Origin of the sequence: Pseudomonas indica NBRC 103045, assembly GCF_002091635.1 — a bacterium.
Classification (GTDB): domain Bacteria; phylum Pseudomonadota; class Gammaproteobacteria; order Pseudomonadales; family Pseudomonadaceae; genus Pseudomonas_M; species Pseudomonas_M indica.
On sequence record NZ_BDAC01000017.1, the window covers coordinates 113,361 to 135,330 of the forward strand.

The window sequence follows — 21,970 nt, forward strand, 5'->3', positions numbered from 1 at the left end:
AGTATTAACTTCATATCGACACTGCAGGCACCATGGCCAGAACCCCCATCCCGAGCGAAACCCTCCCCGACCAGGCGGTGCTCGACCGCGAGCTGGAAAGCTACCTCGGCTACGTGCTGCGCCGCGCGCAGATGAAGGTGTTCCAGCACCTCTCGGCGCGCCTGGAACCCTTCGACCTGCGCCCGGCGCAGTTCACCGCGCTGGTCATCATCGAACAGCACCCCGGCCTGATGCAGGCCGACCTGGCGCGCGCCCTGGCCATCGAGCCGCCGCAGGCGGTGGTGCTGGTCAACAAGCTGGAGAAGCTCGGCCTGGCCATGCGCCTGCGCTGCAAGCCGGACAAGCGCTCCTACGGCATCTTCCTGAGCAAGGCGGGGGAAACCCGGCTCAAGGAGCTCAAGCAACTGGCCGCACAGAGCGACCTTGAGTCGACGGACTCGCTCAACGCGCAGGAACGCGAACAACTGCTAGCACTACTGCGCAAGCTGTACCGGGAAAGCCATTGAAGACCACTGATCCTATCTAGTGGAATCTGACCGGTGATTGGCATTACTGCCTCACCACTTGCCGGATGAACAGTTGATGTATTGTCGTCATCCTCATAGGCAGTTTCGTACGGAACCGGGGCAAAGCGTCTCGGTGGTGGCCCGGCGCAACTTGGCCAATAGTGACGGAAGCTCCGCCATACTCAGGAAGGGATGGTGGTTGACAGATGGCTTGGGCAGCGCCACAACGTCCAAATCTATTGCTGGGTTCTGCGCCAGCCCTCCACCGTGACCAAGGCGTAGCGAAACAACTGGTTGAACCATGCACGGCATTTCTCGGCGATCGTCAGTGCCTTCCGCCTCTCGATGCGGGCCAGCACTTCCAAGAGATCAGAGCGCTTGATGTCGTATATGGGGCGTTTCCCGAGAAACGGCAGCACATCCTTATCGAAGATGCGTTGCAGTTGGGCCAAAGTGGTTTGACGGCCTTCCTTTAGGCTATCGCGCCGGAACTCAACCCAACGACCGAAAGGTGTTCTCGGCTGCCAAGCTAACCACGCGGCGACTCTGTTGCCTGTGCTGACGGGGATCGCCCCTTACGCAACCAGAGCGCGCGCTTCGTCACGCAGTTGGCGGGCCTGTTTGAGGCTGACGTCCGGGAGGTACCGAAGGAAATGCGCAGTTGCTTGCCACCGTGCCAGGAAAAGCGGAAATACCAATGCTTGGCGCCGTTGGCACCGACGAACAGCGACAGGCCATCGCCATCATTTAGGCTGTAGTTTTTGTTGGCGGGTTTGGCCATGCGAATGGCCGTGTCTGTGAGTGCCATAGCACCATCTCCCGTCTCTTTGATGGAGGAGAGATGTACGGTTCACAGCAAGAGAGACTCCAGCCAAAAACCGATACGCTGTAGCCCCGCTTTTCGATGTACTAAAAAAGTGTGGCTGTAACTGGAATTCGGTGGAACTTACCGGAATGAAAAAAGGGGCAAAAGCCCCTTTTTTCAATGACCTACAGACTTGTGTGGAAATCTATAGATCTACATCTGGAGCGGGAAACGAGACTCGAACTCGCGACCCCGACCTTGGCAAGGTCGTGCTCTACCAACTGAGCTATTCCCGCATTGATGCCTTTAGAGGCTGATCCTTGGCATCTGGCCTTCGGATCATTGAAACCAGCAGACTTTCGAACTGCAACGCCTTCCGGTTTCTAATCAAAGCGACACCTGGACAGGCAACGCTTTTGAAACTGGAGCGGGAAACGAGACTCGAACTCGCGACCCCGACCTTGGCAAGGTCGTGCTCTACCAACTGAGCTATTCCCGCATTGGCGTCCCCTAGGGGACTCGAACCCCTGTTACCGCCGTGAAAGGGCGGTGTCCTAGGCCACTAGACGAAGGGGACGCGGCCCGGAACTTACAACAGATTTTCCGGCTTCCCTCGCTCCGCCTGAGGCTTTACGCTGGAAGTGGCGCGCATTCTAGGGAGCCACTCGATGGCCGTCAACCCTTGAGTAAAACTTTTTCTAAATCAATGACTTCTGGCGAGAATCTGAGCTGGCGCTATGAGCCTTCCCGTTAAGGCACTACACTCGGCGCAAAACACGTGTTCGAGAGGTTGTCCCGATGTCTCCGCTCTTGATTACAGGTTTGATCGTCGCCGGCATCGCTTTGCTGATCGCTATCGCTTATATCAATAACCTGGTTGAGAACAGCAAGCTCGAGAAAGCCCGCCAGAGAGCCGACCTAAGCGATCGCCTGCGCCGCTGCGCCGACCTGTCGGAGACGCTTCCCGGTCAGTTGATGACGCCGGCGCTCAAGCTGCTGCTCAGCCGTCTGGAACTGCAATTCGCCGAACGCCTACTGCCCCTGGACAAGGGCAACGCCACTCTCAAGACACGCATCGACGCACTCAATGGCCTGCTCGCCCAGGGCGAATCCATTCCGGTCCGCAACGCTCCGCAAACCGTGGCGGCGGAAGCCTCGGCGAAGGAAATCCGCTTTCAACTGGAGGGGCTGCACGGCTTGGTCGTCCGCTCCGCACAGGAGAACCTGCTACCGGCCAATGACGCCAAGCACTGGGTAAAGGAAATCCGCCAGATGCTGGTGCGCACGAACGTCGAATTGTTCGGCAACGTCGGCAAGCAAGCCCTTCAGCAGAACCAGCCACGCCAGGCGCGCCTGGCTTTCGAGCGCGGCGTGCAATACCTGCGCAAGCAGAATGATCCGGGGACTTACAAAGCCCAGCTACAGCAGTTCGAGCAACTCCTGGCCCGCGCTAATGCCTTGGTCCTGGAAACAGCCAAGCCAACGGACGACGAACCCACCGAGCTGACCGAAGGCCTGAAGTCCCTGGAAGACGAAGACGACTGGAAGAAAAAGAACATCTACGATTGACGGCCTCGACGAGGATGCCATGAGCCTGACCGTCTATGGAGCTCCGCTCTCTCCGTTCGTACGCAAGCTACGCCTGTGCCTGATCGAGAAAGGGTTGGAGTACGACCTGCAGATGATCGTGCCGCACGATCAACCGGACTGGTATCACGAACTCAATCCCCTGCGAAGAATCCCAGCCCTCAAGGACGACGATCTGACCCTCGCCGACTCCAGCGTGATCTGCCAGTACCTGGAAGATCGCTATCCCGATCTGCCACCGCTGTACGGCAATGATCCCGTCGAGACCGCCCGCATTCGCTGGCTGGAAAAATATGCGGATTACGAACTGGCGCCGCTCACCACCTTCTGCATATTCCGTAACCGCGTGCTGAAACCGACCATGGGCAAGGCCTGCGACGAAGACGCCATTCGCGATGCGCAAGACAAGCTCCCGGCTCATTTCGACTATCTGGAGGGAGCGCTCGGCGATGCACCCTATTTCACGGGCGAAACGCTGAGCATGGCCGACCTGGCTATCGTCAGCCAATTGATCAACATGGAGCATGGCGGCGAGCGGCTCGACGAAGGCCGCTGGCCCAATCTCGCGGCCCTCTATCAGCGAATCAAGGGACGCCCCTCGGTGCAGAGCGTCCTTCCGGGAGAACAACGAACACTCGCCAAACTGAGCGCCCTGGCAACACGCTGAGCGCAACGTACCCGCCCTTATTTCCGATTCAGCAGTCGGTCAGACGCAGGAAAATGGCCGCGAGTCGTTCGATGCCAACCTGATCCTCTTCGGAAAAACGTGCCTGCCGCGGGCTATCCAGGTCCAGCACGCCGATCAGGCGCCCGTCTTTCACCAACGGCACCACCAGTTCGCTATGGGAGGCACTGTCACAGGCGATATGCCCTGGAAACGCGTGCACATCCTCGACCCGCTGCGTCGTGCGGCTGGCTGCGGCAGCACCGCAGACACCTTTGCCAAAGGGAATCCGCACGCAGGCAACCTTGCCCTGGAAAGGACCGAGCACCAGTTCCTCATCGCGGTTGAGATAAAAGCCGGCCCAATTCAACCCTTCCAGCTCGTGAAAAAGGAACGCCGCGAACTGAGCGGCATTGACCACGAAATCGCGCTCGTCCGCCAGCAGCGCTTCCAGTTGTGCGGCGAGCAACGCGTAGCCTTCCAGGCCTTCGCCGCTCCGTTGCAGATCGATCATGCCGGGTTCTCCAGGAGTTTCAGGCCCACCCAATCGCGGGCGAATTGATAGGCGCAACGGCCATTGCGATTACCACGACCGAGCGCCCAGCGGATTGCCGCTTTTTCGAGTTCCTCGCTCCAGCCCCATTTCAGCCCCGACTGCTCGGCAAGCACGCCGATCCAATGCCGGACGACATCGAGGAAATGCTCCTGGCTGAAGGGATAGAACGATAGCCAGAGTCCGAAACGGTCGGACAGGGCGATCTTGTCCTCCACCGCCTCGTTCGGGTGCAGTTCGCCATCCACCATTTGCCAATGTTCGTTGTCGCTCTGTTTCTCGGGTACCAGATGACGACGGTTCGAAGTGGCGTAGAGCAACACGTTGGCCGGGGCACGCTCCAGCGAGCCATCCAGTACGCTCTTGAGTACCCGGTAATCCCCTTCCCCCGATTCGAAGGAAAGGTCATCGCAGAACAACACGAAGCGCTGCGGCAGGCCGGCCAGATGTTCCACGACACGCGGCAGGTCGGCGAGATGGTCGCGCTCGATCTCGATCAGGCGCAGCCCCACACCCGCATGTTCGGCGAGTAGTGCGCGGACCAGCGACGACTTGCCGGTCCCCCGTGCGCCCCATAGCAAGGCGTGATTGGCCGGCAGGCCGTCGATGAACTGGCGGGTATTACGCGCCAGTTGTTCACGCTGCTTGTCCACGCCGATCAGGTCGGACAGGTTGAGGTCCAGATCGACCGTAAGCGGCAGCAGATAGCCGCCCTGCCCTTCGCGCTGCCAACGGGCGGCGAGATGGCGGCTCCAGTCGAGCGCAGGGCGCTCCACCGGTAGCAAGGGCTCCAGACGATTGAGAACGGTTTCGACCCGTTCCAGAAATGCAACCAAACGAGTATCCATGCGGCACTCCGTGATCGACCGCAAGCTCCGGCGCTGCCTTCGCGAGGGTCGTATGGGCTATGCTTGGCGAGCGAACGGACAGAGGTTGGCCTTTTACCCCCCATGGATATATCCCTCACCAACCGCTTGTCATTCAAACAAGCCAGCTTGACGGTGCTGGTCGCGTTCATCCTGGGGACGTTGCTCAGCCTGATTCAGGTGGGCATCGATTATGCCAGCGAAGACGCCTCCATCAACCGCGAGATTCGCTCGCTGCTCGAAATCAGCCACAACCCGGCGGCCCGCATCGCCTATAACATCGACGCCGAACTGGCCCAAGAACTCGTGCTCGGCCTGCTCCGCTCGCCGGCCGTGATACGGGCTGAAATCGTCGACAACAGCGGCGCGGTCCTGGCCAGCGTCAACCGCCCCCCGATGCGTAGCCGCTACCGCATGTTCAGCGACTTCCTGTTCCAGGAGCGGCGCCGCTTCGAAGACCCATTGTTCGTCGCCCATGCACCGCACGAAGCCCTCGGGGTCCTGCGCCTGGAAGTCGATACCTATGCCTTCGGCAGTCACTTCCTCAAGCGCGCCGTGCTCACCCTGGTCACTGGCTTCGCACGTAGCCTGCTGCTGTCGCTGATCCTGCTGGTGCTGTTCTACGCCATGCTGACCAAGCCCCTGGTCGGCATCATCCGTGCGCTGAGCGAACGCGATACGCGCATGCCGGCGCGCCAGAAAATACCCTGCCCTCCCGGGCACGAGCGCGACGAGATCGGCATCCTGGTCGAAGTCACCAACCGCCAGCTCGCCAACATCGCCGAAGAGATCGAGCAGCGCCGGGAAGCCGAGGATCGTCTGACCCAGTACCTCGGCGAACTGGAAAACATCGTCTCGGCCCGCACCGCCGAGCTGAAGGCCACCAACGCCCGCCTGACCCAGTCCAACCAGGAGCTGGAAGAAGCACGTCGCACCGCCCTGCAGATGGCCCAGGCCAGAGCGGCATTCCTGGCCAACATGAGCCACGAGATTCGCACCCCGCTGAACGGCCTGCTCGGCATGCTCGCCCTGGCTCTGGACGGCCCGCTGAACAGCGAGCAACGGCAGCAGCTCTCCATCGCCCACGGCTCGGGCGAAGTGCTGGTCGAGCTGCTCAACGATATTCTCGACCTGTCCAAGTTCGAGGCCGGGCAGCTCGAACTGGAGAGCATTCCCTTCGACCTCGGCGTGCTGGTCGAAGACACCGCCAGCCTGCTCTCGCAGAACGCCGCGCCAGGTGTGGAATTGACCTGCCTGATCGATCCGCAGCTGCCCATCCAGGTGCTCGGCGATCCGACCCGGGTTCGCCAGATCGTCAGTAATCTGCTGTCCAATGCGCTGAAGTTCACCCGCTTCGGCCGGGTAGATGTGCGCGTGCGGGCCGTTGCGAATGGTGTGGAAATAGAGATTCGCGATACCGGGATTGGCATTTCCGAAGAAGCCCAGGAGCGCATTTTCCAACCCTTCGCCCAGGGCAGCATCGACATTACCCGCCAATACGGCGGCACCGGCCTTGGCCTGGCCCTGACTCGCAGGCTCTGCGAAGCCATGCGCGGCGAACTCGGCCTCGTCTCCAAGGAGGGCTTCGGCAGCCGCTTCACCGCCCGCCTCCCACTGCCGAGTCATGCCCGGGGTACGCCACTCCCGCCGCTGCATGGGCGGGTTGTCGCACTCTGTCCGTCCAGCAGCGGCCTCCACGAGCTGCTCAGCACGCTGTTGCCGAGTTGGGGATTGACCTATCTACGGCAGGACACCGATGCGCCGTTGGCCAGCATTAAAGGCGATACCTTCATCAGCGATTGCCCGGAATGCCTGCCGGGGCTGCGCAAGGTGATCGACTCGCCGATTCTCCTGGTCACCGCCTACAACCGCTTCATGGACAACGAGCAGGCCAGCACCCTGGCCCCGCTGGAGCAGATGGCCCGCCCCCTGGGGCGCGCCGCGCTGTACCAGACGCTTCGCCATATCCTGCAACCGGGCGTCACCGAAACGCCCCGACAATCCGCCAGCGACAAGCCGCAGAGCCGCCAGGCACGCGTCCTGCTCGTGGAGGACAATCCGGTCAACCAGATGGTTGCCAAGGGCATGCTGGCCAAATTGGGCTGCGACGTGGCGGTCGCCGCTCATGGTGCCGAGGCGCTCGACTATCTTGCACGGGAGCCGGTGGATCTGGTGCTGATGGATTGCAACATGCCGATCATGGACGGCTACGAAGCCAGCCGGCGGATTCGCCAGAGCGGTCGCTGGCCGGACTTGCCAATCATCGCCCTGACTGCCAACGCCTTGCCGGATGAACGCGAGCGCTGCCAGGCGGCCGGAATGAGCGACTACCTGGCCAAGCCCTTCCGCCGCGAAGAGCTGGCCGCCCTCCTCGATAGCTGGTTACCGGCTACCGCTACGCCATGAGGCGAGCGAGCAAACCACCGAGCCGCTCGCGCAGTTCTTCGATTTCCGCCAGATCCATACCGCTTTCGCACAGCAGGCGGGCCTTCAGCGGGCCCGCTCGATCACGCAGCGCCAGCCCTTCCGCCGTCAGCGCCAAGTGCACTTCACGCTCGTCGCTCGCCGCCCGCCGACGCTGCACCAACCCCAGCGATTCGAGCCGCTTGAGCAGCGGCGTGAGGGTGCCGGAATCCAGCATCAGGCGTTCGCCCAGGGCTTTCACCGTCGGCTGCGGTGGCGGAGCGGCCTGCCATTCCCACAGCACCAGCATCGCCAGGTACTGCGGGTAGGTCAGGCCGAGGGCGTCGAGCATCGGCTTGTAGCCCCGAATCACCGCACGCGAGGCAGCGTACAGCTTGAAGCACAACTGCCGGTCCAGCAGCAGGCTGTCGGATGTCGCGTCACTCATTTCAGCAGGGCTTCGATCTCGGCGCTCAGCTCTTCCGGCTTGGTTGTCGGTGCGAAACGCTTGATCAGGGAACCGTCCCTGCTGATCAGGAACTTGGTGAAGTTCCACTTGATACCCTGGCTGCCCAACAGACCCGGCGCGCGCTTTTTCAGGTTAACGAATAATGGATGCGCACCCGCGCCATTCACATCGATCTTCTTGAACAGCGGGAAACTCACGCCGTAGTTCAGCTCGCAGAATTCAGAGATCGCCTCCTCGTTGCCGGGCTCCTGCTTGCCGAACTGGTTGCAGGGGAAGCCCAGCACCACCAGCCCCTTGTCCCGGTATTGCTGCCAGAGAGCTTCCAATCCTTTGTATTGCGGCGTGAAGCCGCATTTACTGGCGGTGTTCACCACCAGCAAGGCCTTGCCGCCGAAATCGGCCAATGTTTTCTGCTCGCCCTTGATGGTGGTGCAAGGAATGCTGAGAAGCGCGTCGCTCATGGGATTCGTCCTGAGGAAAGTGAGAGAACGCTGAAAAGATAGCGATCAATTAGATTGCACGCAATTCAATTAGCGTTAAATAAGGCCCGCTGATAACGGGCCCTGTGGCTCACTCGGCTTTCGGCTTCAGCTTCAACGCGACCGAATTGATGCAATAGCGCAATCCGGTGGGTGCCGGCCCATCCGGGAAGACATGCCCGAGATGGGCATCGCAGCGCACGCAGCGCACCTCGATACGGTGCATACCGTGGCTGAAATCGTCCTTGCTGGCGATCGCCTGGTCGTCGACCGGCTGGAAATAGCTCGGCCAGCCGCTCCCCGAATCGTATTTGGCATCCGAATCGAACAGCGGCGCATCGCAGCAGGCACAGTGGTAGATACCCGGCGTCTTGGTCGCGTAATACTCACCGGTGAAGGCGCGTTCGGTTCCCCCCAGACGGCAGACATGGAACTGCTGGTCGGAGAGTTCCTCGCGCCACGCCTCAAGGGGTTTTTCGAGCTTGTCCATGGGAATCCTCGCTGGGAAAAAAGCCCGATGCCGATCTTTCCGGTTAATCGGGCCGCACGTATGATGCGTCACTCTTGGAACCGTCCACGCGCTTCGGCTCCGACCGGGCAACGCCGAGGTGCCCGACCGGCATCCGCGCATCGTGGACAGTGATTGGACTCCAGTCTGGCAGCGGCATTACAGCCTGCCAAGACCGAAAGAATTCATGCCTACCGCCGCTCCCGCGGCGTTTTCTTCGGGATACTCCGCATCATGCAGGTCAGCAAATCGAACAAGCTCGCCAACGTCTGCTACGACATTCGCGGGCCGGTGCTCAAGCACGCCAAACGGCTGGAAGAGGAAGGCCACCGCATCCTCAAGCTGAACATCGGCAACCCGGCGCCGTTCGGTTTCGAAGCCCCCGAGGAAATCCTCCAGGACGTGATCCGCAACCTCCCCACCGCACAGGGCTACAGCGATTCCAAGGGCCTGTTCAGTGCGCGCAAGGCGGTGATGCAGTACTACCAGCAGAAGCAGGTTGAAGGCGTCGGCATCGAGGACATCTACCTCGGCAACGGCGTTTCCGAGCTGATCGTCATGGCCATGCAGGCACTGCTCAACAACGGCGACGAAGTGCTGATTCCCGCGCCCGACTACCCGCTGTGGACCGCCGCCGTGTCGCTGGCCGGCGGCAAGCCGGTGCACTACCTGTGCGACGAGCAGGCCGGCTGGTTCCCCGACTTGGCCGACATGAAGGCCAAGATTACGCCGAATACCAAGGCACTGGTGCTGATCAACCCGAACAACCCCACCGGCGCGGTCTACTCCAAGGCTGTACTGGAAGACATCGTCGAACTGGCACGCCAGCACAACCTGGTGATTTTCTCCGACGAGATCTACGACAAGATTCTCTACGACGCCGCCGCCCATATCTCCACCGCCTCGCTGGCGCCGGACGTGCTCTGCCTGACCTTCAACGGCCTCTCCAAGTCCTACCGGGTAGCCGGCTTCCGCTCCGGCTGGGTCGCCATTTCCGGCCCGAAACACAAGGCCCAGAGTTACATCGAAGGCTTGGATATCCTGGCCAACATGCGCCTGTGCGCCAACGTGCCGAGCCAGCATGCGATCCAGACCGCCCTGGGCGGCTACCAGAGCATCAACGACCTGGTTCTGCCCAATGGCCGCCTGCTGGAGCAGCGCAACCGGGCCTGGGAACTGCTCAATGACATCCCCGGCGTAAGTTGCGTGAAACCCATGGGTGCGCTCTATGCCTTCCCGCGGATCGACCCCAAGGTCTGCCCGATCCACAATGACGAAAAGTTCGTGCTCGATCTGCTGCTCTCGGAAAAACTGCTGATCGTCCAGGGCACCGCCTTCAACTGGCCTTGGCCGGATCACTTCCGCGTGGTCACCCTGCCCCGCGTCGACGACCTGGAACAGGCCATCGGACGCATCGGCAACTTCCTCAAGTCGTATCGCCAGTAACCATGCGCAGCCAGGGCCGACACTACCTGATCACCGGCGCCAGCTCCGGTATCGGTGAAGCCCTGGCCCGCGAACTGGCCGCCCAGGGCTATGACCTGGCACTGGCCGCGCGCAACCTGGACCGCCTCGAAGCGTTGGCCAGGGAGCTGGCCGATCAATTCGGCAACCGGGTCGCGGCATTGCCACTGGACGTCACCGATCCGGCCGCCTGCCAGGACACGGTCAGCCTGGCCGCCCATACCCTCGGCAGCCTCGACGGGGTGATTGCCAACGCCGGCATCGCCCTGGCCGGCAAGGCAGGGGGCGGCCACTTCGAACGCATCCAGCGCACCCTCGATACCAACCTGACCGGCGCCATCGCCTGCCTGGATGCCGCCACCGCACTGTTCCGCCAGCAAGGCCACGGTCATCTGGTCGCCATCGCCTCGGTAGCCGGTAAGCGCGGCCTACCCTATGCCGCCGCTTATTCGGCGAGCAAGGCCGGGCTCATCGCCTACATGGAATCCCTGCAGGCGGAGCTGCTCGGCAAGGGCATCGACACCACGCTCATTCTGCCGGGCTTCATCGATACCCCCTTGAACCGGGACATGGGTAAGCGCCCCTTCCTGATCGATGTCGAGCGGGGTGCAGCGCTGATCGCCAAGCACGTCACCAAGCGGAGCAGAAGCGCTTACGTACCGGCCTGGCCCTGGGCTATTCTCGGCCGCCTGTTACCCCACCTTCCGACTTTCCTCATCGCCAAGACCTGAATGGACCTGCAGATCGACGATTTCTACAAGGACGCGGCAGCCGGCCTGCTCATGCTGTACCAGGCGTTCCCGCGCAAGATCGCCCTCTACGTCGAGGACCTGATCGGCCGCGAGGAGCCCGATGAGTTCGGCCTGCCGAGCAAGCGCCACCAGAGCTGCCTGGGTGCCCTGTTGTGGCTGGCCGAGGAAGGCTACCTGCGCTTCGACTCCACCATCCAGTACGACGCCCTGGACCAGGCCGTGCTCACGGAAAAAGGTTTTTTGCGCCTGTCCCGCGCCGTCCCCCATGCGCTGCCCGATGGCACCACGCTGCCGCCCAGCGTGCGGCGCGTACACGCCACCCTCGCCTACCAATTGCGCGAAGCACTGGCCGCCCGTCACAGCGAACGGCTGGCGCGCCTGACCCGGCTGCTGTTCGAAAGCCACCTGCACGGCGCAAACGACACAGTTTGAAATAGTCGCTCGGTTGAATAGCCTCCGGGCGCCCCTTATATACCCGGCATGACCATGCCACCGGCATGCTTTATCGCGAGGAGAAGCTCTACACCATGATGCGCATTCTGCTGTTCCTGGCCACCAACCTGGCGGTACTCCTGATCGCCAGCATTACCCTCAGCCTGCTCGGCTTCAATGGGTTCATGGCGGCCAACGGAGTCGATCTGGACCTGCAACAACTGCTCGTCTTCTGCGCCGTGTTCGGCTTCGCCGGATCGCTGTTCTCGCTGTTCATCTCCAAGTGGATGGCGAAGATGAGCACCGGCACCGAGGTCATCAGCCAGCCGCGTACCCGTCATGAACAGTGGCTTCTGCAAACCGTCGAGGAGCTGGCGCGCGAAGCCGGTATCAAGATGCCCGAGGTCGGCATCTTCCCGGCCTACGAGGCCAACGCCTTCGCCACCGGCTGGAACCGGAACGATGCCCTCGTCGCGGTCAGCCAGGGCCTGCTGGAACGTTTCTCGCCCGATGAAGTGCGCGCCGTACTGGCCCACGAGATCGGCCACGTCGCCAACGGCGACATGGTGACCCTGGCGCTGATCCAGGGCGTGGTGAACACCTTCGTGATGTTCTTCGCACGCATCTTCGGCAACTTCGTCGACAAGGTGATCTTCAAGAACGAGGAAGGCCGCGGTATCGCCTTCTATGTCGCAACCATCTTCGCCGAACTGATCCTAGGCATCCTGGCCAGCATGATCGTCATGTGGTTCTCGCGCCGCCGCGAATACCGCGCCGACGACGCCGGCGCCCGCCTGGCCGGCACCCGCTCGATGATTGCCGCCCTGCAGCGTCTGCAGGCGGAACAGGGCGTCCCGGTGCATATGCCGGACAGCCTGACCGCATTCGGCATCAACGCCGCGAAGAAAACCACCTTCGCCGGCCTGTTCATGAGCCACCCGCCGCTGGAAGACCGTATCGAAGCGCTGCGTCAGCGCGGCTGATCCCGATACGCGAAAAGGGCGACCCGAGGGTCGTCCTTTTTCATTCCCGCCGATCAGCGCTGCAATCGATAGACCCGTTCTTCCAGGCGAGTCAGGCCGCGCTGGAGAAACCGCCAGTTCTCACCCAACACGTCACGGCACTCCAACGGCTCCAGTTGCCAGTCCGCGCCAAGCAGACGCCGGACCTCATCGTCCGGCACCGAGAATGGCGGGCCCTGCATCTGCCCCTGCTCGTAATCCAGCGTCACCAGCAGACCCGCGCAACCTGCCGGGAATATGCCGGTCAGGTGCGCGACATAGCGCTGGCGCATCTCCGGAGGCAAGGCGATCAGAGCCGCCCGGTCGTACAAAGCGGCGCAGCCGGCCACATCCTCCGCCGTCAGGGCGAAGAAATCACCGCACCAGAGTTCGAGTGCACCGGCCCGATAGACCTTGAATGCCCCATGGGACTGGATTTCCGGCTTCAGCTCTTGCTCGGCGAAGAAATCCTCGACGGCCTTCTCGGCCAGCTCGACACCCAGCACGGCATGCCCCTGGCCTGCCAGCCAGGCCAGATCGAGCGACTTGCCGCACAGCGGAACCAACACCCTGCTGTCAGCCGACACCCCGAGCGTCGGCCAATGCCGAAGCAGATAGGGGTTCACCTCGGAAAGATGGAACCCGATCTCGTTGCGCTGCCAGCGCGCCTGCCAGAAATCCGCCTGCATGTTCATTCACCGTTTCGATCAAAAAGCACAGGAATTTATACTGGATTCCGATATATCCAGCCCGGAAGATGAACAGCATCCTACTAGAGGTCATCGCGAATGCTACCCAGCCTGTTCATCTCCCATGGCTCTCCCATGCTGGCGCTGGAGCCTGGCGCCAGTGGCCCCGCATTGGCGCGCCTCGCGGCCGAGCTGCCCCGCCCCATGGCGATCCTGGTGGTCTCCGCTCATTGGGAATCGCCCGAGCTGCGCGTCGGTACGGCTGAGCACCCGGAGACCTGGCACGATTTCTACGGCTTCCCGGCAGCCCTGTACGAGGTGCGCTATCCGGCCGCTGGCAACCCTGCCCTGGCCGCTGAGGTGATCCGTCTGCTGGCCGCCGAGGGCCTGACCGCCCAGCCGGAACCGCAGCGCCCGCTCGACCATGGCGCCTGGGTTCCGCTATCGCTGATGTACCCGCAAGCCGATATCCCCGTAGTGCAACTGTCGTTGCCGACGCATAAGGGCCCGGCCTTCCAGACCCGTGTTGGCCGCGCCTTGGCGAGTCTGCGCGAGTGCGGCGTGCTGCTGGTCGGCTCAGGCAGCATCACGCACAACCTCGGCGAATTGAACTGGCGCGCCGGACCGGACGTGATCGCCCCATGGGCAAAGGCTTTTCGCGACTGGATCGTGGAGAAACTGGCGGATAACGACGAAGCCGCGCTGCACGACTACCGCCGCCAAGCGCCCTCTGCCGCACGCAATCATCCGCACGACGAGCACCTGCTGCCGCTCTACTTCGCCCGGGGTGCCGGGCAAAAGTTCAGCCTGGTACACCAGGGCTTTACCCTGGGTGCGCTGGGCATGGACATCTATCGGTTCGACTGAATCGCACAGCCATGAAAAAGCCCCGCATGACAGGCTGTGTGAAAACCTAGCAGTCTGCGTGCAAGCTGAAGACAATGCCTCCATCGGTCGATGGGGGCATTGTTGTTTATGGGATACATCCAGGGGCGAAGGTCGTCAGCAAAGCAGCTTGTTTCCACCCACGTTGGAGGAGCTGGTGCCAGAGGATCATCTGGTACGGGTGATCGAGGCCTATGTCACTCGTCTGGATCTGCATGCCCTGGGCTTGAGCAAAGCCGAGCCACTCAAGACCGGGCGTCCTGGCTATGATCCGGCGGATCTGCTCAAACTCTATCTATACGGCTACTTCCAGCGCATCCGTTCTTCCCGCCGGCTTGAGGCCGAGTGCCAGCGCAATGTCGAGGTGATGTGGCTGCTGGGTCGATTGGCGCCGGACTTCAAGACCATCGCCGATTTTCGTAAGGACAACGGTGTGGCTTTTCAGGCGACCTGTCGCGCCTTCGTGCAGTTCTGCCGCCAGGTGGGACTGATCAGCGGGCAACTCGTGGCCATCGATGGCAGCAAGTTCCAGGCGGTGGCGTCACAACGCAAGCACCTGAGCCTGACGAAGCTCAAACGCCAACAAGCCAAACTGGAGGCGCAGATCGCCCGTTATCTGGCGGAACTGGACGAGGCTGACCGCAGTGAAGCGGCTGAAGTGGTTGAGCGCAGTGCGGTCAAGGCTGCGCTGCAACACCTGGAGAGCCGACATGCCGATAACCTGACAGCCCAGGCACTGATGGAGGTGCAGGGGCTGGATCAGTTCGTCGTTGGTGAGGACGAGGCCCGCCTGATGCGCACCCACCAGGGCGCCAAGGTGGCGTTCAACGTGCAGAGTGCGGTAGTTGGCGAGTATGGGCTGATCCTGCATCATGCGGTCACTCAGGACGGCAACGATAACCAGCAACTGGAGCCTATGGCCAAGGCCGCCCAGGCGATCCTGGAGCAGGAGCAACTGTCGGTCACCGCAGATGCCGGCTACTCCAATGGCGAGCAGTTCCAAGCCTGTGACGATACCAAGATCACGGCCTATGTACCGGCAAACCGGGGGATCAACAATCAGGGTGACGATACGCCGCTGTTCGAGCGCGATGCTTTCATCTATGACGCCACCCACGACCAGTACCAATGCCCAGCAGGCAAATGGCTACCGTTCAAGCAGGTCAATGGCCTGCAGCGCATCTATGGGCATGTCCATGAGGCAGCGTTCGAGCGCATGCATCAGCGGATGCAGGCACATCCGGAGATGATAATCAGGCGTCGATCCATCGTCGAACATCCCTTTGGCAACCTGAAGCAGTGGATCCTGGGTAATGGCCGCTTCCTGCTCCGACAACTGCGGGGAGCGCGTACGGAAATGGCCCTGGCGGTCAACGCCTACAACCTGAAACGCGCCATCAATGTGCTTGGTGCCCGTCGGTTGATCGGACTGTTGGGATAAATCCCGCTTTCCATTTCCAAGCATCAAAAACGCCAACGCCCCGAACCAGTCGGGGCGTTGGATTTGCCTATCGTCAGAGTGTTTTCACACGCTCTGATGAGCGGGGCTTTTCATTTACGCCAGGACTCAGTCCTCGCGGTACCGACGCAGCTTCAACTGCTTGCCGGCCACACGGGTGTCCTTGAGCTTACCGAGCAGGCGATCCAGCCCTTCTTCCGGCAGCTCGATCAGGCTGAACGTCTCGCGAATCTGGATACGCCCGATGGCCTCGCGAGCCAGGCCGCCCTCGTTGAGGATGGCGCCGAGCAGGTTCTTCGCCGCGATGCCGTCACGCGCACCCAGCGAGGTACGGCAACGCGCACGGCCTTCGGCCAGCGGCATGGGCGCACGACGCTCGCGGTATTCGCCACGCTCACCGGAACGTTCGCTGCGCTCGCGCGGAGCCGCACTCGGCACCAGCGGCTGCTCGCGCTCGACTTCGGCGAGGTTGAGCGCCTGGCCATGGGTGGCCTTGCGCAGCAACGCCGCTGCCAGGGCACGCGGGCTGCAACCGATATCGGAGATCAGGCGGTCGAGCAGCTCGCCGTGGGTTTCCTCGGCATCGGCAACCAGCGGCACCAGGCTGGCGGTCAGTTTCTTGATGCGGGCGTCCAGTACCTGCTGGGCATTCGGCAGGCGTACCTCGGCAACCTTCTGCCCGGTGACGCGCTCGATCACCTGCAGCATACGGCGCTCGCGCGGCGTCACCAGCAACAGCGCACGGCCATCGCGACCGGCACGACCGGTACGGCCGATACGGTGCACGTAGGATTCCGGGTCGTACGGCATGTCGACGTTGAATACGTGGGTGATGCGCGGTACGTCGATACCACGCGCCGCCACGTCGGTGGCGACCACGATGTCCAGACGGCCGTCCTTCAGCGAGTCGATCACCCGCTCGCGCTGGTTCTGCGCGATGTCGCCGTTCAGCGCAGCCGCCTTGTAGCCCTTGGCTTCCAGCGCACTGGCCAGGTCGAGAGTGGCCTGCTTGGTACGCACGAAGGCGATCAGCGCGTCGAACTCCTCCACCTCCAGCAGGCGCAGCACCGCTGCGGTCTTCTGGTCGGCATGCACCATCAGGTGGGCCTGTTCGATGCGCGCCACGGTCTGGGTCTTGGCGGCGATCTTGACGTGCTGCGGGTTACGCAGATGCTTTTCGGCAATAGCGCGGATCGAATGCGGCAGGGTCGCGGAGAACAGCACGGTCTGGCGCTCTTCCGGCAACGCCTGGAAGATCACTTCCAGGTCGTCCATGAAGCCGAGCTTGAGCATCTCGTCGGCCTCGTCGAGCACCAGGTGCTGCACGGTCGAGAGCATCTTCTCGTCGCGGCGCAGGTGATCGCACAGACGGCCGGGCGTGGCGACCAGAATCTGCGCGCCCTGGCGCAGTGCCTTGAGTTGCGGCCCCATGGGCGCGCCACCGTAGACGGCGACGACACCGACGCCGGGCATCTGCTTGGAATAGGTTTCGAATGCGGTGGCCACTTGCAGGGCCAGCTCGCGGGTCGGCGCCAGGATCAGCACCTGGGGCTCGCGACGGGACGGGTCGAGACGGCTCAGCAGCGGCAGTGCGAAGGCCGCGGTCTTGCCGGTGCCGGTCTGGGCCTGGCCGATCATGTCGTGGCCGCCGAGGATCACCGGGATCGACTGGGCCTGAATGGGGGAAGGTTCTTCGTAACCCACCGCGGAGATTGCGGAGAGTACAGCGGGATGAAGGCCGAGCGCGGCGAAGCCGCCGGTTTCCTGGGTCATGGGTCTGCCTCGTGTGCATCCGCAAAGACCCCATGTCCAAGGCTGCACATGCCATGAAAGACCCTGGGGTCGCCCTGGCAGCCTGGCTGACGAGAATTTGCGAGAACGCGTGAATGGATAAAACGTCAAGGATAGTCCGCGGGGCGGACACGCAGCCGAAAGCGAGGTTTCGGAGAAATTGCACTACCTGTAACGAAGCCTGATTTCAGGCCGGCGCGCACTATACCGGAAAAAAGCGGCAGGTGCGTGGATTTTTCCCGGCGCACCGCCGGACGGTCGCCCCTTCCGCAACCGGAGGCAATAGCGCCCGGCCACCTTGGACAAGGTGCGAACCGGCAGCTATACCCCTCGGGTCTTTTCCATTCCCGCACAAGGATTCCGTCATGGCAGAAAGCCCCAACGGCCGCGTCAGCCGCGAGAAACGCGGCCATGTCCTGTTGCTCGGCCTGGATCGCGTGGCCAAGCGCAATGCCTTCGATATCGAGATGCTGAACGACCTGGCGCTCGCCTACGGCGAGTTCGAGGACGACAACGAGGCGCGGGTCGCCCTGGTTTTCGCCCACGGCGAGCATTTCACCGCCGGCCTGGACTTGGCCAAGGTCGCACCGGTGTTCGCCGAAGGCTGGGAGATTCCCGAAGGCGGCTGCGATCCCTGGGGCGTATTCAATGGCCATCGGGTCAGCAAGCCGGTGATCGTCGCTGCCCAAGGCTACTGCTTCACCATTGGCATCGAACTGATGCTCGCCTCGGACATCTGCCTCTGCGCCAGCAATACCCGCTTCGCCCAGATGGAAGTGCAGCGCGGCATCTTCCCCTTCGGCGGTGCCACCCTGCGCCTGCACCAGCACGCGGGCTGGGGCAACGCCATGCGCTGGCTGCTCACCGGTGACGAATTCGATGCCCACGAAGCCTACCGGCTCGGCCTGGTGCAGGAAGTGGTGGCCAGCGAAGACCTGCTGCCACGCGCACTCTGGCTGGCCGAACGGATCGCGGCGCAAGCACCTCTTGGGGTACAGGCCACGTTGGCTTCGGCGCGCCAGGCGGTACGCGAAGGCGAGCAGGCGGCGATCCGCAGCCTGGTGCCTATCGTGCGCACGCTCATGGCCACGGAAGACGCGCAGGAAGGCGTCCGCGCCATGCTCGAACGCCGCCCCGGAAATTTCCAGGGACGTTGATCCCGGGCGCCCGGGCGGCACCTGCCGCTCGGGCCCTTGCGAGTCGCCGCTAGTGCGAGCCCTGCGCCGATGCCTGCATCTCGGTGAAGCCGGACGCCGCCTCCTGCACATCGGCGGGAAAGTCCTCCATCTCGAACACTTGGCGCAACTCGATCACTTCGTTGTCGCCCGCCGGGCAGCGCTTCGCCCACTCGATGGCTTCTTCCTTCGAATTCACCCGGATCATCCAGTAGCCGCCCAGTACCTCGTTGGTTTCCACGTAGGGACCATCGGTCACGGTCGGCTTGCCCCCGGCGAACGACACCCGCGCGCCGGAAGCCAGCGGATGCAGCCCATCCAGCGCGAGCAGCACACCGGCCTCCTGCAGGGACTCGTTGTACTTCATCATCGCCGCCACCGCTTCCGGGTCAGGCGTGGTGCCCGCTGCCGCTTTCTCGTAGCCCTTTGGGATCATCAGCATCATGAAACGCATCGCAAGACTCCTGTCATCAATCGTTATAGGGAAATCATTCGATCACATTGAGCATCCAGGACACACCGAAGCGGTCCATCACGATGCCGAAGCAGGGCGACCAGAAGGTCTTGCCGAGCGGCATCTGCACCTGGCCGCCCTCGCCCAGCGCCGTGAAAATCCGGTCGGCCTCGGCTGCACTCGGCAACGTGATCGACAGGGAAAAGCCCTTGAAGCCGGGCTGCTCCGCGCTACAACCGTCGGAAGCCATCACCTGTGTCTCACCGATACGGAAGCAGCAATGCATCACCTTGCTTTCGTAGCCGGGTGGCAGCATGCCTTCCGGCAGCGGATCGGGGCTGTCGCTGAAACGCAGTAGCTCCGACACCTCCGCGCCCAGCGCCTGCCGGTAGAAGGTCAGGGCCTCTTCGCAACGGCCATGGAAGAATAGATAGGCTTGAACCAACATGATGCTCTCCTTCCCGAATGGGATGTCGCGGGCCTCGTCATGAGGTCGCTCTAACCCATAGTCGAGCGGCGCGACGACGGATCGACAGCCGGAGAGAAAAATTTCATCAGGTCGCCGGACGCAGCACCTCGATCAACGGCCGCAGGGAATAGCCGAGCCTGGGTGCCAGCGCATCGGCCCTGGCGGCCAGGCCGTCCAGATCGAGTTCCTGTTCGAGATCGGCCGGCACCAGCAGGATCACGTTGCCCTCCTTCACCGGGCACTCCCAGTAATGCCGATGATAGAGCCCGCGCAGCAGCGCCGCGCCGAGCGGCTTGCCCTCGTCGTTGGTCCATTGGTTGATCACCAGCCAGCCGCCCGGATTGAGCTGCTGCTGGCAACGCTCGAGAAAACGCCAGGCCAGATGCCCAACGCCCGGCCCGGTATCGGTATAGAGATCGACGAACACCAGGTCTGCTTTTTCCGCCGTATCCAGCAGATCCAGCGCATCGCCGACGCGGATATACAGGCGCGGATCGTCCGTCAGGCCGAGGTAATCCATAGCCAGGCGCGGCACATCGGGACGCAGCTCGATGGCCTCGACATCCTCCAGCGGCAGGAACTTCAGGCACGCCTGGGTCAGGCTGCCGGCCCCCAGGCCGAGGAACAGCGCACTCTCCGGCGCCTCGTGGCAGAGCGCACCGAGCAGCATGGCGCGGGTGTAGTCGTACTCCAGCCAGCTTGGATCGCGGGTGAATACGCAGCTCTGCTCCACCGACTCACCGAATTCGAGGAACCGGTAGTCGCCCACCTCCAGTACACGAATCAGGCCGAACTCGTCGCGGACTTCGGCGAGCAGGCGTTCCTCTCTTTCCATGGGTGTCTCGTCTCGCGGCGGGCGGGATACCCGCGAAAATGGAGGCGCATCTTAACGGCGCCGGATGCCACCCGGTAATGCCGATCGCACATTCTCCATATATAGCCTCTATCACCGCCCCGCTGGTCGATCGGTTACCATGCGTTCCACCTGCGACATGCGAAAACGAGCACACGATGACCGACACCTGGAGCCCCGACAGCTGGAGAGCCAAGCCGATCCAGCAACAACCCGAATACCCCGACGCCGCGCACCTGGCACAGGTCGAGCAGACCCTGGCCGGCTTCCCGCCGCTGGTATTCGCCGGTGAAGCCCGCGAGCTGCGCCGGCAGTTCGCCGAGGTGACCCAGGGGCGCGCCTTCCTGCTCCAGGGCGGCGACTGCGCCGAAAGCTTCGCCGAGTTCTCCGCGGCGAAGATCCGCGACACCTTCAAGGTACTGCTGCAGATGGCGATCGTCATGACCTTCGCCGCCGGCTGCCCGGTGGTGAAGGTCGGCCGCATGGCCGGCCAGTTCGCCAAGCCACGCTCGTCCGGCGAGGAAACCCAAGGCGACGTCACCCTGCCCGCCTACCGGGGCGACATCGTCAACGGCATCGGCTTCGACGCGAAGAGCCGCATCCCCGACCCCGAGCGCCTGCTCCAGGCCTACCATCAGTCCACCGCCAGCCTCAACCTGCTGCGCGCCTTCGCCCAAGGCGGCTTCGCCGACCTGCACCAAGTGCACCAGTGGAACCTGGACTTCATCGCCAATTCCGCCCTGGCGGAGAAATACAGCGCCCTGGCCGACCGCATCGACGAAACCCTCGCCTTCATGCGCGCCTGCGGGCTGGATACCGCACCGCAACTGCGCGAAACCAGCTTCTTCACCGCCCACGAAGCGTTGCTGCTGAACTACGAACAAGCCTTCGTCCGCCGCGACAGCCTCACCGGCGGCTGGTACGACTGCTCCGCGCACATGCTCTGGATCGGCGACCGCACCCGCCAGCCGGACGGTGCCCATGTGGAATTCCTGCGCGGCGTGGGCAATCCCATCGGGGTCAAGGTCGGCCCGAGCATGCCCGACGAGGACCTGATCCGCCTGATCGACATCCTCAACCCGGATAACGATCCCGGCCGCCTCAATCTGATCGTGCGCATGGGCGCCGACAAGGTGGAAGCCGGCCTGCCGCGGCTGATCCGCACCGTGCAGCGCGAAGGTCGTAAGGTGCTGTGGAGTTCCGACCCGATGCACGGCAATACCATCAAGGCGTCCAGCGGCTACAAGACCCGCGACTTCGAGCGCGTCCTCGCCGAGGTGAAGCAGTTCTTCGACGTACACCACGCCGAAGGCACCTATGCCGGCGGTATCCACATCGAAATGACCGGGCAGAACGTCACCGAGTGCATCGGCGGCGCCCGTCCGATCACCGAGGACGGCCTGTCGGACCGCTACCATACCCACTGCGACCCGCGCCTCAACGCCGACCAGTCGCTGGAGCTGGCCTTCCTCATCGCCGAGACGCTGAAGCAGGTTCGTCGGTAAGCCCCACACTGACTTGTAGGAGCGAGCTCTGCTCGCGAAATGGGACCATGCGGCCGTTTCGCCAGCAGAGCTGGCTCCTACACAGAGCATACTCGCCAGACCTGTGTAAGGAGTCATCGGCGAAGAGGGACAGCCGTCATTCGCGAATGAATTCGCTCCCATACATACCTGTAGGAGCGGGCTCTGCTCGCGAAATGGGCC

23 protein-coding genes, 3 tRNA genes and 1 pseudogene are annotated in these 21,970 nt (G+C 62.7%); 12 read left to right on the forward strand and 15 right to left on the reverse strand.

Features of this window, described 5'->3' with window-relative positions:
* Nucleotides 1-32: 32 nt before the first annotated feature.
* The gene (locus PIN01S_RS18895; protein ID WP_084337816.1) at nt 33-506 is read left to right on the forward strand and encodes a MarR family winged helix-turn-helix transcriptional regulator; all 474 of its coding nucleotides are present in this window, start codon (nt 33-35) and stop codon (nt 504-506) included.
* A 236-nt stretch (nt 507-742) separates the two neighbouring features.
* Here the strand turns inward: PIN01S_RS18895 and PIN01S_RS27475 are convergent, their stop codons facing one another.
* The 5 genes from PIN01S_RS27475 to PIN01S_RS18915 all read right to left on the reverse strand — a co-directional run bounded on the left by PIN01S_RS27475 (nt 743) and on the right by PIN01S_RS18915 (nt 1,888).
* Nucleotides 743-958 (reverse strand): phage integrase central domain-containing protein, encoded by a 216-nt coding sequence (locus PIN01S_RS27475; RefSeq protein WP_090257242.1) that lies wholly within the window; start codon nt 956-958, stop codon nt 743-745.
* 77 nt (nt 959-1,035) lie between these two features.
* On the reverse strand, nt 1,036-1,314 hold the full coding sequence (locus PIN01S_RS27480; RefSeq protein WP_139198565.1) for an Arm DNA-binding domain-containing protein: 279 nt from the start codon (nt 1,312-1,314) through the stop codon (nt 1,036-1,038).
* 217 nt (nt 1,315-1,531) lie between these two features.
* Nucleotides 1,532-1,607, reverse strand: a tRNA-Gly gene (locus PIN01S_RS18905).
* Nucleotides 1,608-1,734: 127 nt separating this feature from the next.
* Nucleotides 1,735-1,810: transfer RNA gene (locus PIN01S_RS18910), tRNA-Gly, on the reverse strand.
* Between the two features lie 2 nt (nt 1,811-1,812).
* Nucleotides 1,813-1,888: transfer RNA gene (locus tag PIN01S_RS18915), tRNA-Glu, on the reverse strand.
* A 221-nt stretch (nt 1,889-2,109) separates the two neighbouring features.
* Here PIN01S_RS18915 and PIN01S_RS18920 point away from each other — a divergent pair.
* Both PIN01S_RS18920 and PIN01S_RS18925 read left to right on the forward strand, forming a co-directional pair.
* Entirely contained in the window at nt 2,110-2,880 is a 771-nt protein-coding gene (locus PIN01S_RS18920) for a hypothetical protein (RefSeq protein WP_084337818.1), read from the forward strand.
* 19 nt (nt 2,881-2,899) lie between these two features.
* Nucleotides 2,900-3,565 carry a glutathione S-transferase family protein gene (locus PIN01S_RS18925; RefSeq protein WP_084337820.1) on the forward strand — a complete coding sequence of 222 codons (666 nt, stop codon included), beginning with the start codon at nt 2,900-2,902 and terminating at the stop codon, nt 3,563-3,565.
* Nucleotides 3,566-3,593: 28 nt separating this feature from the next.
* Here the strand turns inward: PIN01S_RS18925 and msrC are convergent, their stop codons facing one another.
* Nucleotides 3,594-4,076 (reverse strand): free L-methionine (R)-S-oxide reductase MsrC, encoded by a 483-nt coding sequence (gene msrC, locus PIN01S_RS18930; protein ID WP_084337822.1) that lies wholly within the window; start codon nt 4,074-4,076, stop codon nt 3,594-3,596.
* Nucleotides 4,073-4,963 (reverse strand): ATP-binding protein, encoded by an 891-nt coding sequence (locus PIN01S_RS18935; protein WP_084337824.1) that lies wholly within the window; start codon nt 4,961-4,963, stop codon nt 4,073-4,075. The genes msrC and PIN01S_RS18935 overlap by 4 nt, the downstream gene beginning before the upstream one ends.
* A gap of 102 nt (nt 4,964-5,065) precedes the next feature.
* On the opposite strand from PIN01S_RS18935, the gene PIN01S_RS18940 reads away from it, so the two are divergent.
* A complete protein-coding gene (locus tag PIN01S_RS18940) occupies nt 5,066-7,387 on the forward strand; it encodes a response regulator (protein WP_084337826.1) in 2,322 nt (773 codons plus the stop codon).
* Here the strand turns inward: PIN01S_RS18940 and PIN01S_RS18945 are convergent.
* The 3 genes from PIN01S_RS18945 to msrB form a co-directional block, all read right to left on the reverse strand.
* Entirely contained in the window at nt 7,377-7,832 is a 456-nt protein-coding gene (locus PIN01S_RS18945; protein WP_084337828.1) for a MarR family winged helix-turn-helix transcriptional regulator, read from the reverse strand. The genes PIN01S_RS18940 and PIN01S_RS18945 overlap by 11 nt on opposite strands.
* Nucleotides 7,829-8,314, reverse strand: coding sequence for a glutathione peroxidase (locus PIN01S_RS18950; protein WP_084337830.1), 486 nt, complete (start codon nt 8,312-8,314; stop codon nt 7,829-7,831). The genes PIN01S_RS18945 and PIN01S_RS18950 overlap by 4 nt, the downstream gene beginning before the upstream one ends.
* A gap of 109 nt (nt 8,315-8,423) precedes the next feature.
* The gene (msrB, locus tag PIN01S_RS18955; protein WP_084337832.1) at nt 8,424-8,822 is read right to left on the reverse strand and encodes a peptide-methionine (R)-S-oxide reductase MsrB; all 399 of its coding nucleotides are present in this window, start codon (nt 8,820-8,822) and stop codon (nt 8,424-8,426) included.
* Nucleotides 8,823-9,074: 252 nt separating this feature from the next.
* Between msrB and PIN01S_RS18960 the strand changes: the two genes are divergently transcribed.
* From PIN01S_RS18960 to htpX, 4 genes are all read left to right on the forward strand, one after another.
* A complete protein-coding gene (locus PIN01S_RS18960; RefSeq protein ID WP_084337834.1) occupies nt 9,075-10,286 on the forward strand; it encodes a pyridoxal phosphate-dependent aminotransferase in 1,212 nt (403 codons plus the stop codon).
* Nucleotides 10,287-10,288: 2 nt separating this feature from the next.
* Nucleotides 10,289-11,035, forward strand: a complete 747-nt coding sequence (locus PIN01S_RS18965) for an SDR family NAD(P)-dependent oxidoreductase (RefSeq protein WP_084337836.1) — start codon at nt 10,289-10,291, stop codon at nt 11,033-11,035.
* Complete coding sequence (locus PIN01S_RS18970; RefSeq protein ID WP_084337838.1) at nt 11,036-11,488, forward strand: hypothetical protein; 453 nt, start codon at nt 11,036-11,038, stop codon at nt 11,486-11,488.
* Nucleotides 11,489-11,583: 95 nt separating this feature from the next.
* Nucleotides 11,584-12,471 (forward strand): protease HtpX, encoded by an 888-nt coding sequence (gene htpX, locus PIN01S_RS18975; RefSeq protein WP_084337877.1) that lies wholly within the window; start codon nt 11,584-11,586, stop codon nt 12,469-12,471.
* 53 nt (nt 12,472-12,524) lie between these two features.
* On the opposite strand, the gene PIN01S_RS18980 is transcribed toward htpX, so the two are convergent.
* Entirely contained in the window at nt 12,525-13,178 is a 654-nt protein-coding gene (locus PIN01S_RS18980; RefSeq protein ID WP_084337879.1) for a thiopurine S-methyltransferase, read from the reverse strand.
* 99 nt (nt 13,179-13,277) lie between these two features.
* Between PIN01S_RS18980 and PIN01S_RS18985 the strand changes: the two genes are divergently transcribed.
* Together PIN01S_RS18985 and PIN01S_RS18990 are read left to right on the forward strand one after the other, a co-directional pair.
* Nucleotides 13,278-14,045 (forward strand): DODA-type extradiol aromatic ring-opening family dioxygenase, encoded by a 768-nt coding sequence (locus PIN01S_RS18985; RefSeq protein WP_084337840.1) that lies wholly within the window; start codon nt 13,278-13,280, stop codon nt 14,043-14,045.
* 108 nt (nt 14,046-14,153) lie between these two features.
* A pseudogene (locus tag PIN01S_RS18990) lies at nt 14,154-15,504 on the forward strand (IS1182 family transposase).
* A 126-nt stretch (nt 15,505-15,630) separates the two neighbouring features.
* Here the strand turns inward: PIN01S_RS18990 and PIN01S_RS18995 are convergent.
* Nucleotides 15,631-17,295 (reverse strand): DEAD/DEAH box helicase, encoded by a 1,665-nt coding sequence (locus PIN01S_RS18995; protein WP_084337842.1) that lies wholly within the window; start codon nt 17,293-17,295, stop codon nt 15,631-15,633.
* 383 nt (nt 17,296-17,678) lie between these two features.
* Here PIN01S_RS18995 and PIN01S_RS19000 point away from each other — a divergent pair, with 383 nt between their 5' ends.
* On the forward strand, nt 17,679-18,470 hold the full coding sequence (locus PIN01S_RS19000) for a crotonase/enoyl-CoA hydratase family protein (RefSeq protein ID WP_084337844.1): 792 nt from the start codon (nt 17,679-17,681) through the stop codon (nt 18,468-18,470).
* 49 nt (nt 18,471-18,519) lie between these two features.
* Here PIN01S_RS19000 and PIN01S_RS19005 read toward each other — a convergent pair whose 3' ends face one another.
* The 3 genes from PIN01S_RS19005 to PIN01S_RS19015 form a co-directional block, all read right to left on the reverse strand.
* Nucleotides 18,520-18,942: a YciI family protein gene (locus PIN01S_RS19005; protein WP_084337846.1), complete on the reverse strand. Its 423-nt coding sequence runs from the start codon at nt 18,940-18,942 to the stop codon at nt 18,520-18,522.
* A 34-nt stretch (nt 18,943-18,976) separates the two neighbouring features.
* Nucleotides 18,977-19,390, reverse strand: a complete 414-nt coding sequence (locus tag PIN01S_RS19010) for a VOC family protein (RefSeq protein WP_084337848.1) — start codon at nt 19,388-19,390, stop codon at nt 18,977-18,979.
* Nucleotides 19,391-19,496: 106 nt separating this feature from the next.
* Entirely contained in the window at nt 19,497-20,246 is a 750-nt protein-coding gene (locus PIN01S_RS19015) for a spermidine synthase (protein WP_084337850.1), read from the reverse strand.
* A gap of 176 nt (nt 20,247-20,422) precedes the next feature.
* On the opposite strand from PIN01S_RS19015, the gene PIN01S_RS19020 reads away from it, so the two are divergent.
* Nucleotides 20,423-21,769 carry a class II 3-deoxy-7-phosphoheptulonate synthase gene (locus PIN01S_RS19020; protein WP_084337852.1) on the forward strand — a complete coding sequence of 449 codons (1,347 nt, stop codon included), beginning with the start codon at nt 20,423-20,425 and terminating at the stop codon, nt 21,767-21,769.
* The last annotated feature ends 201 nt before the right edge of the window (nt 21,770-21,970 follow it).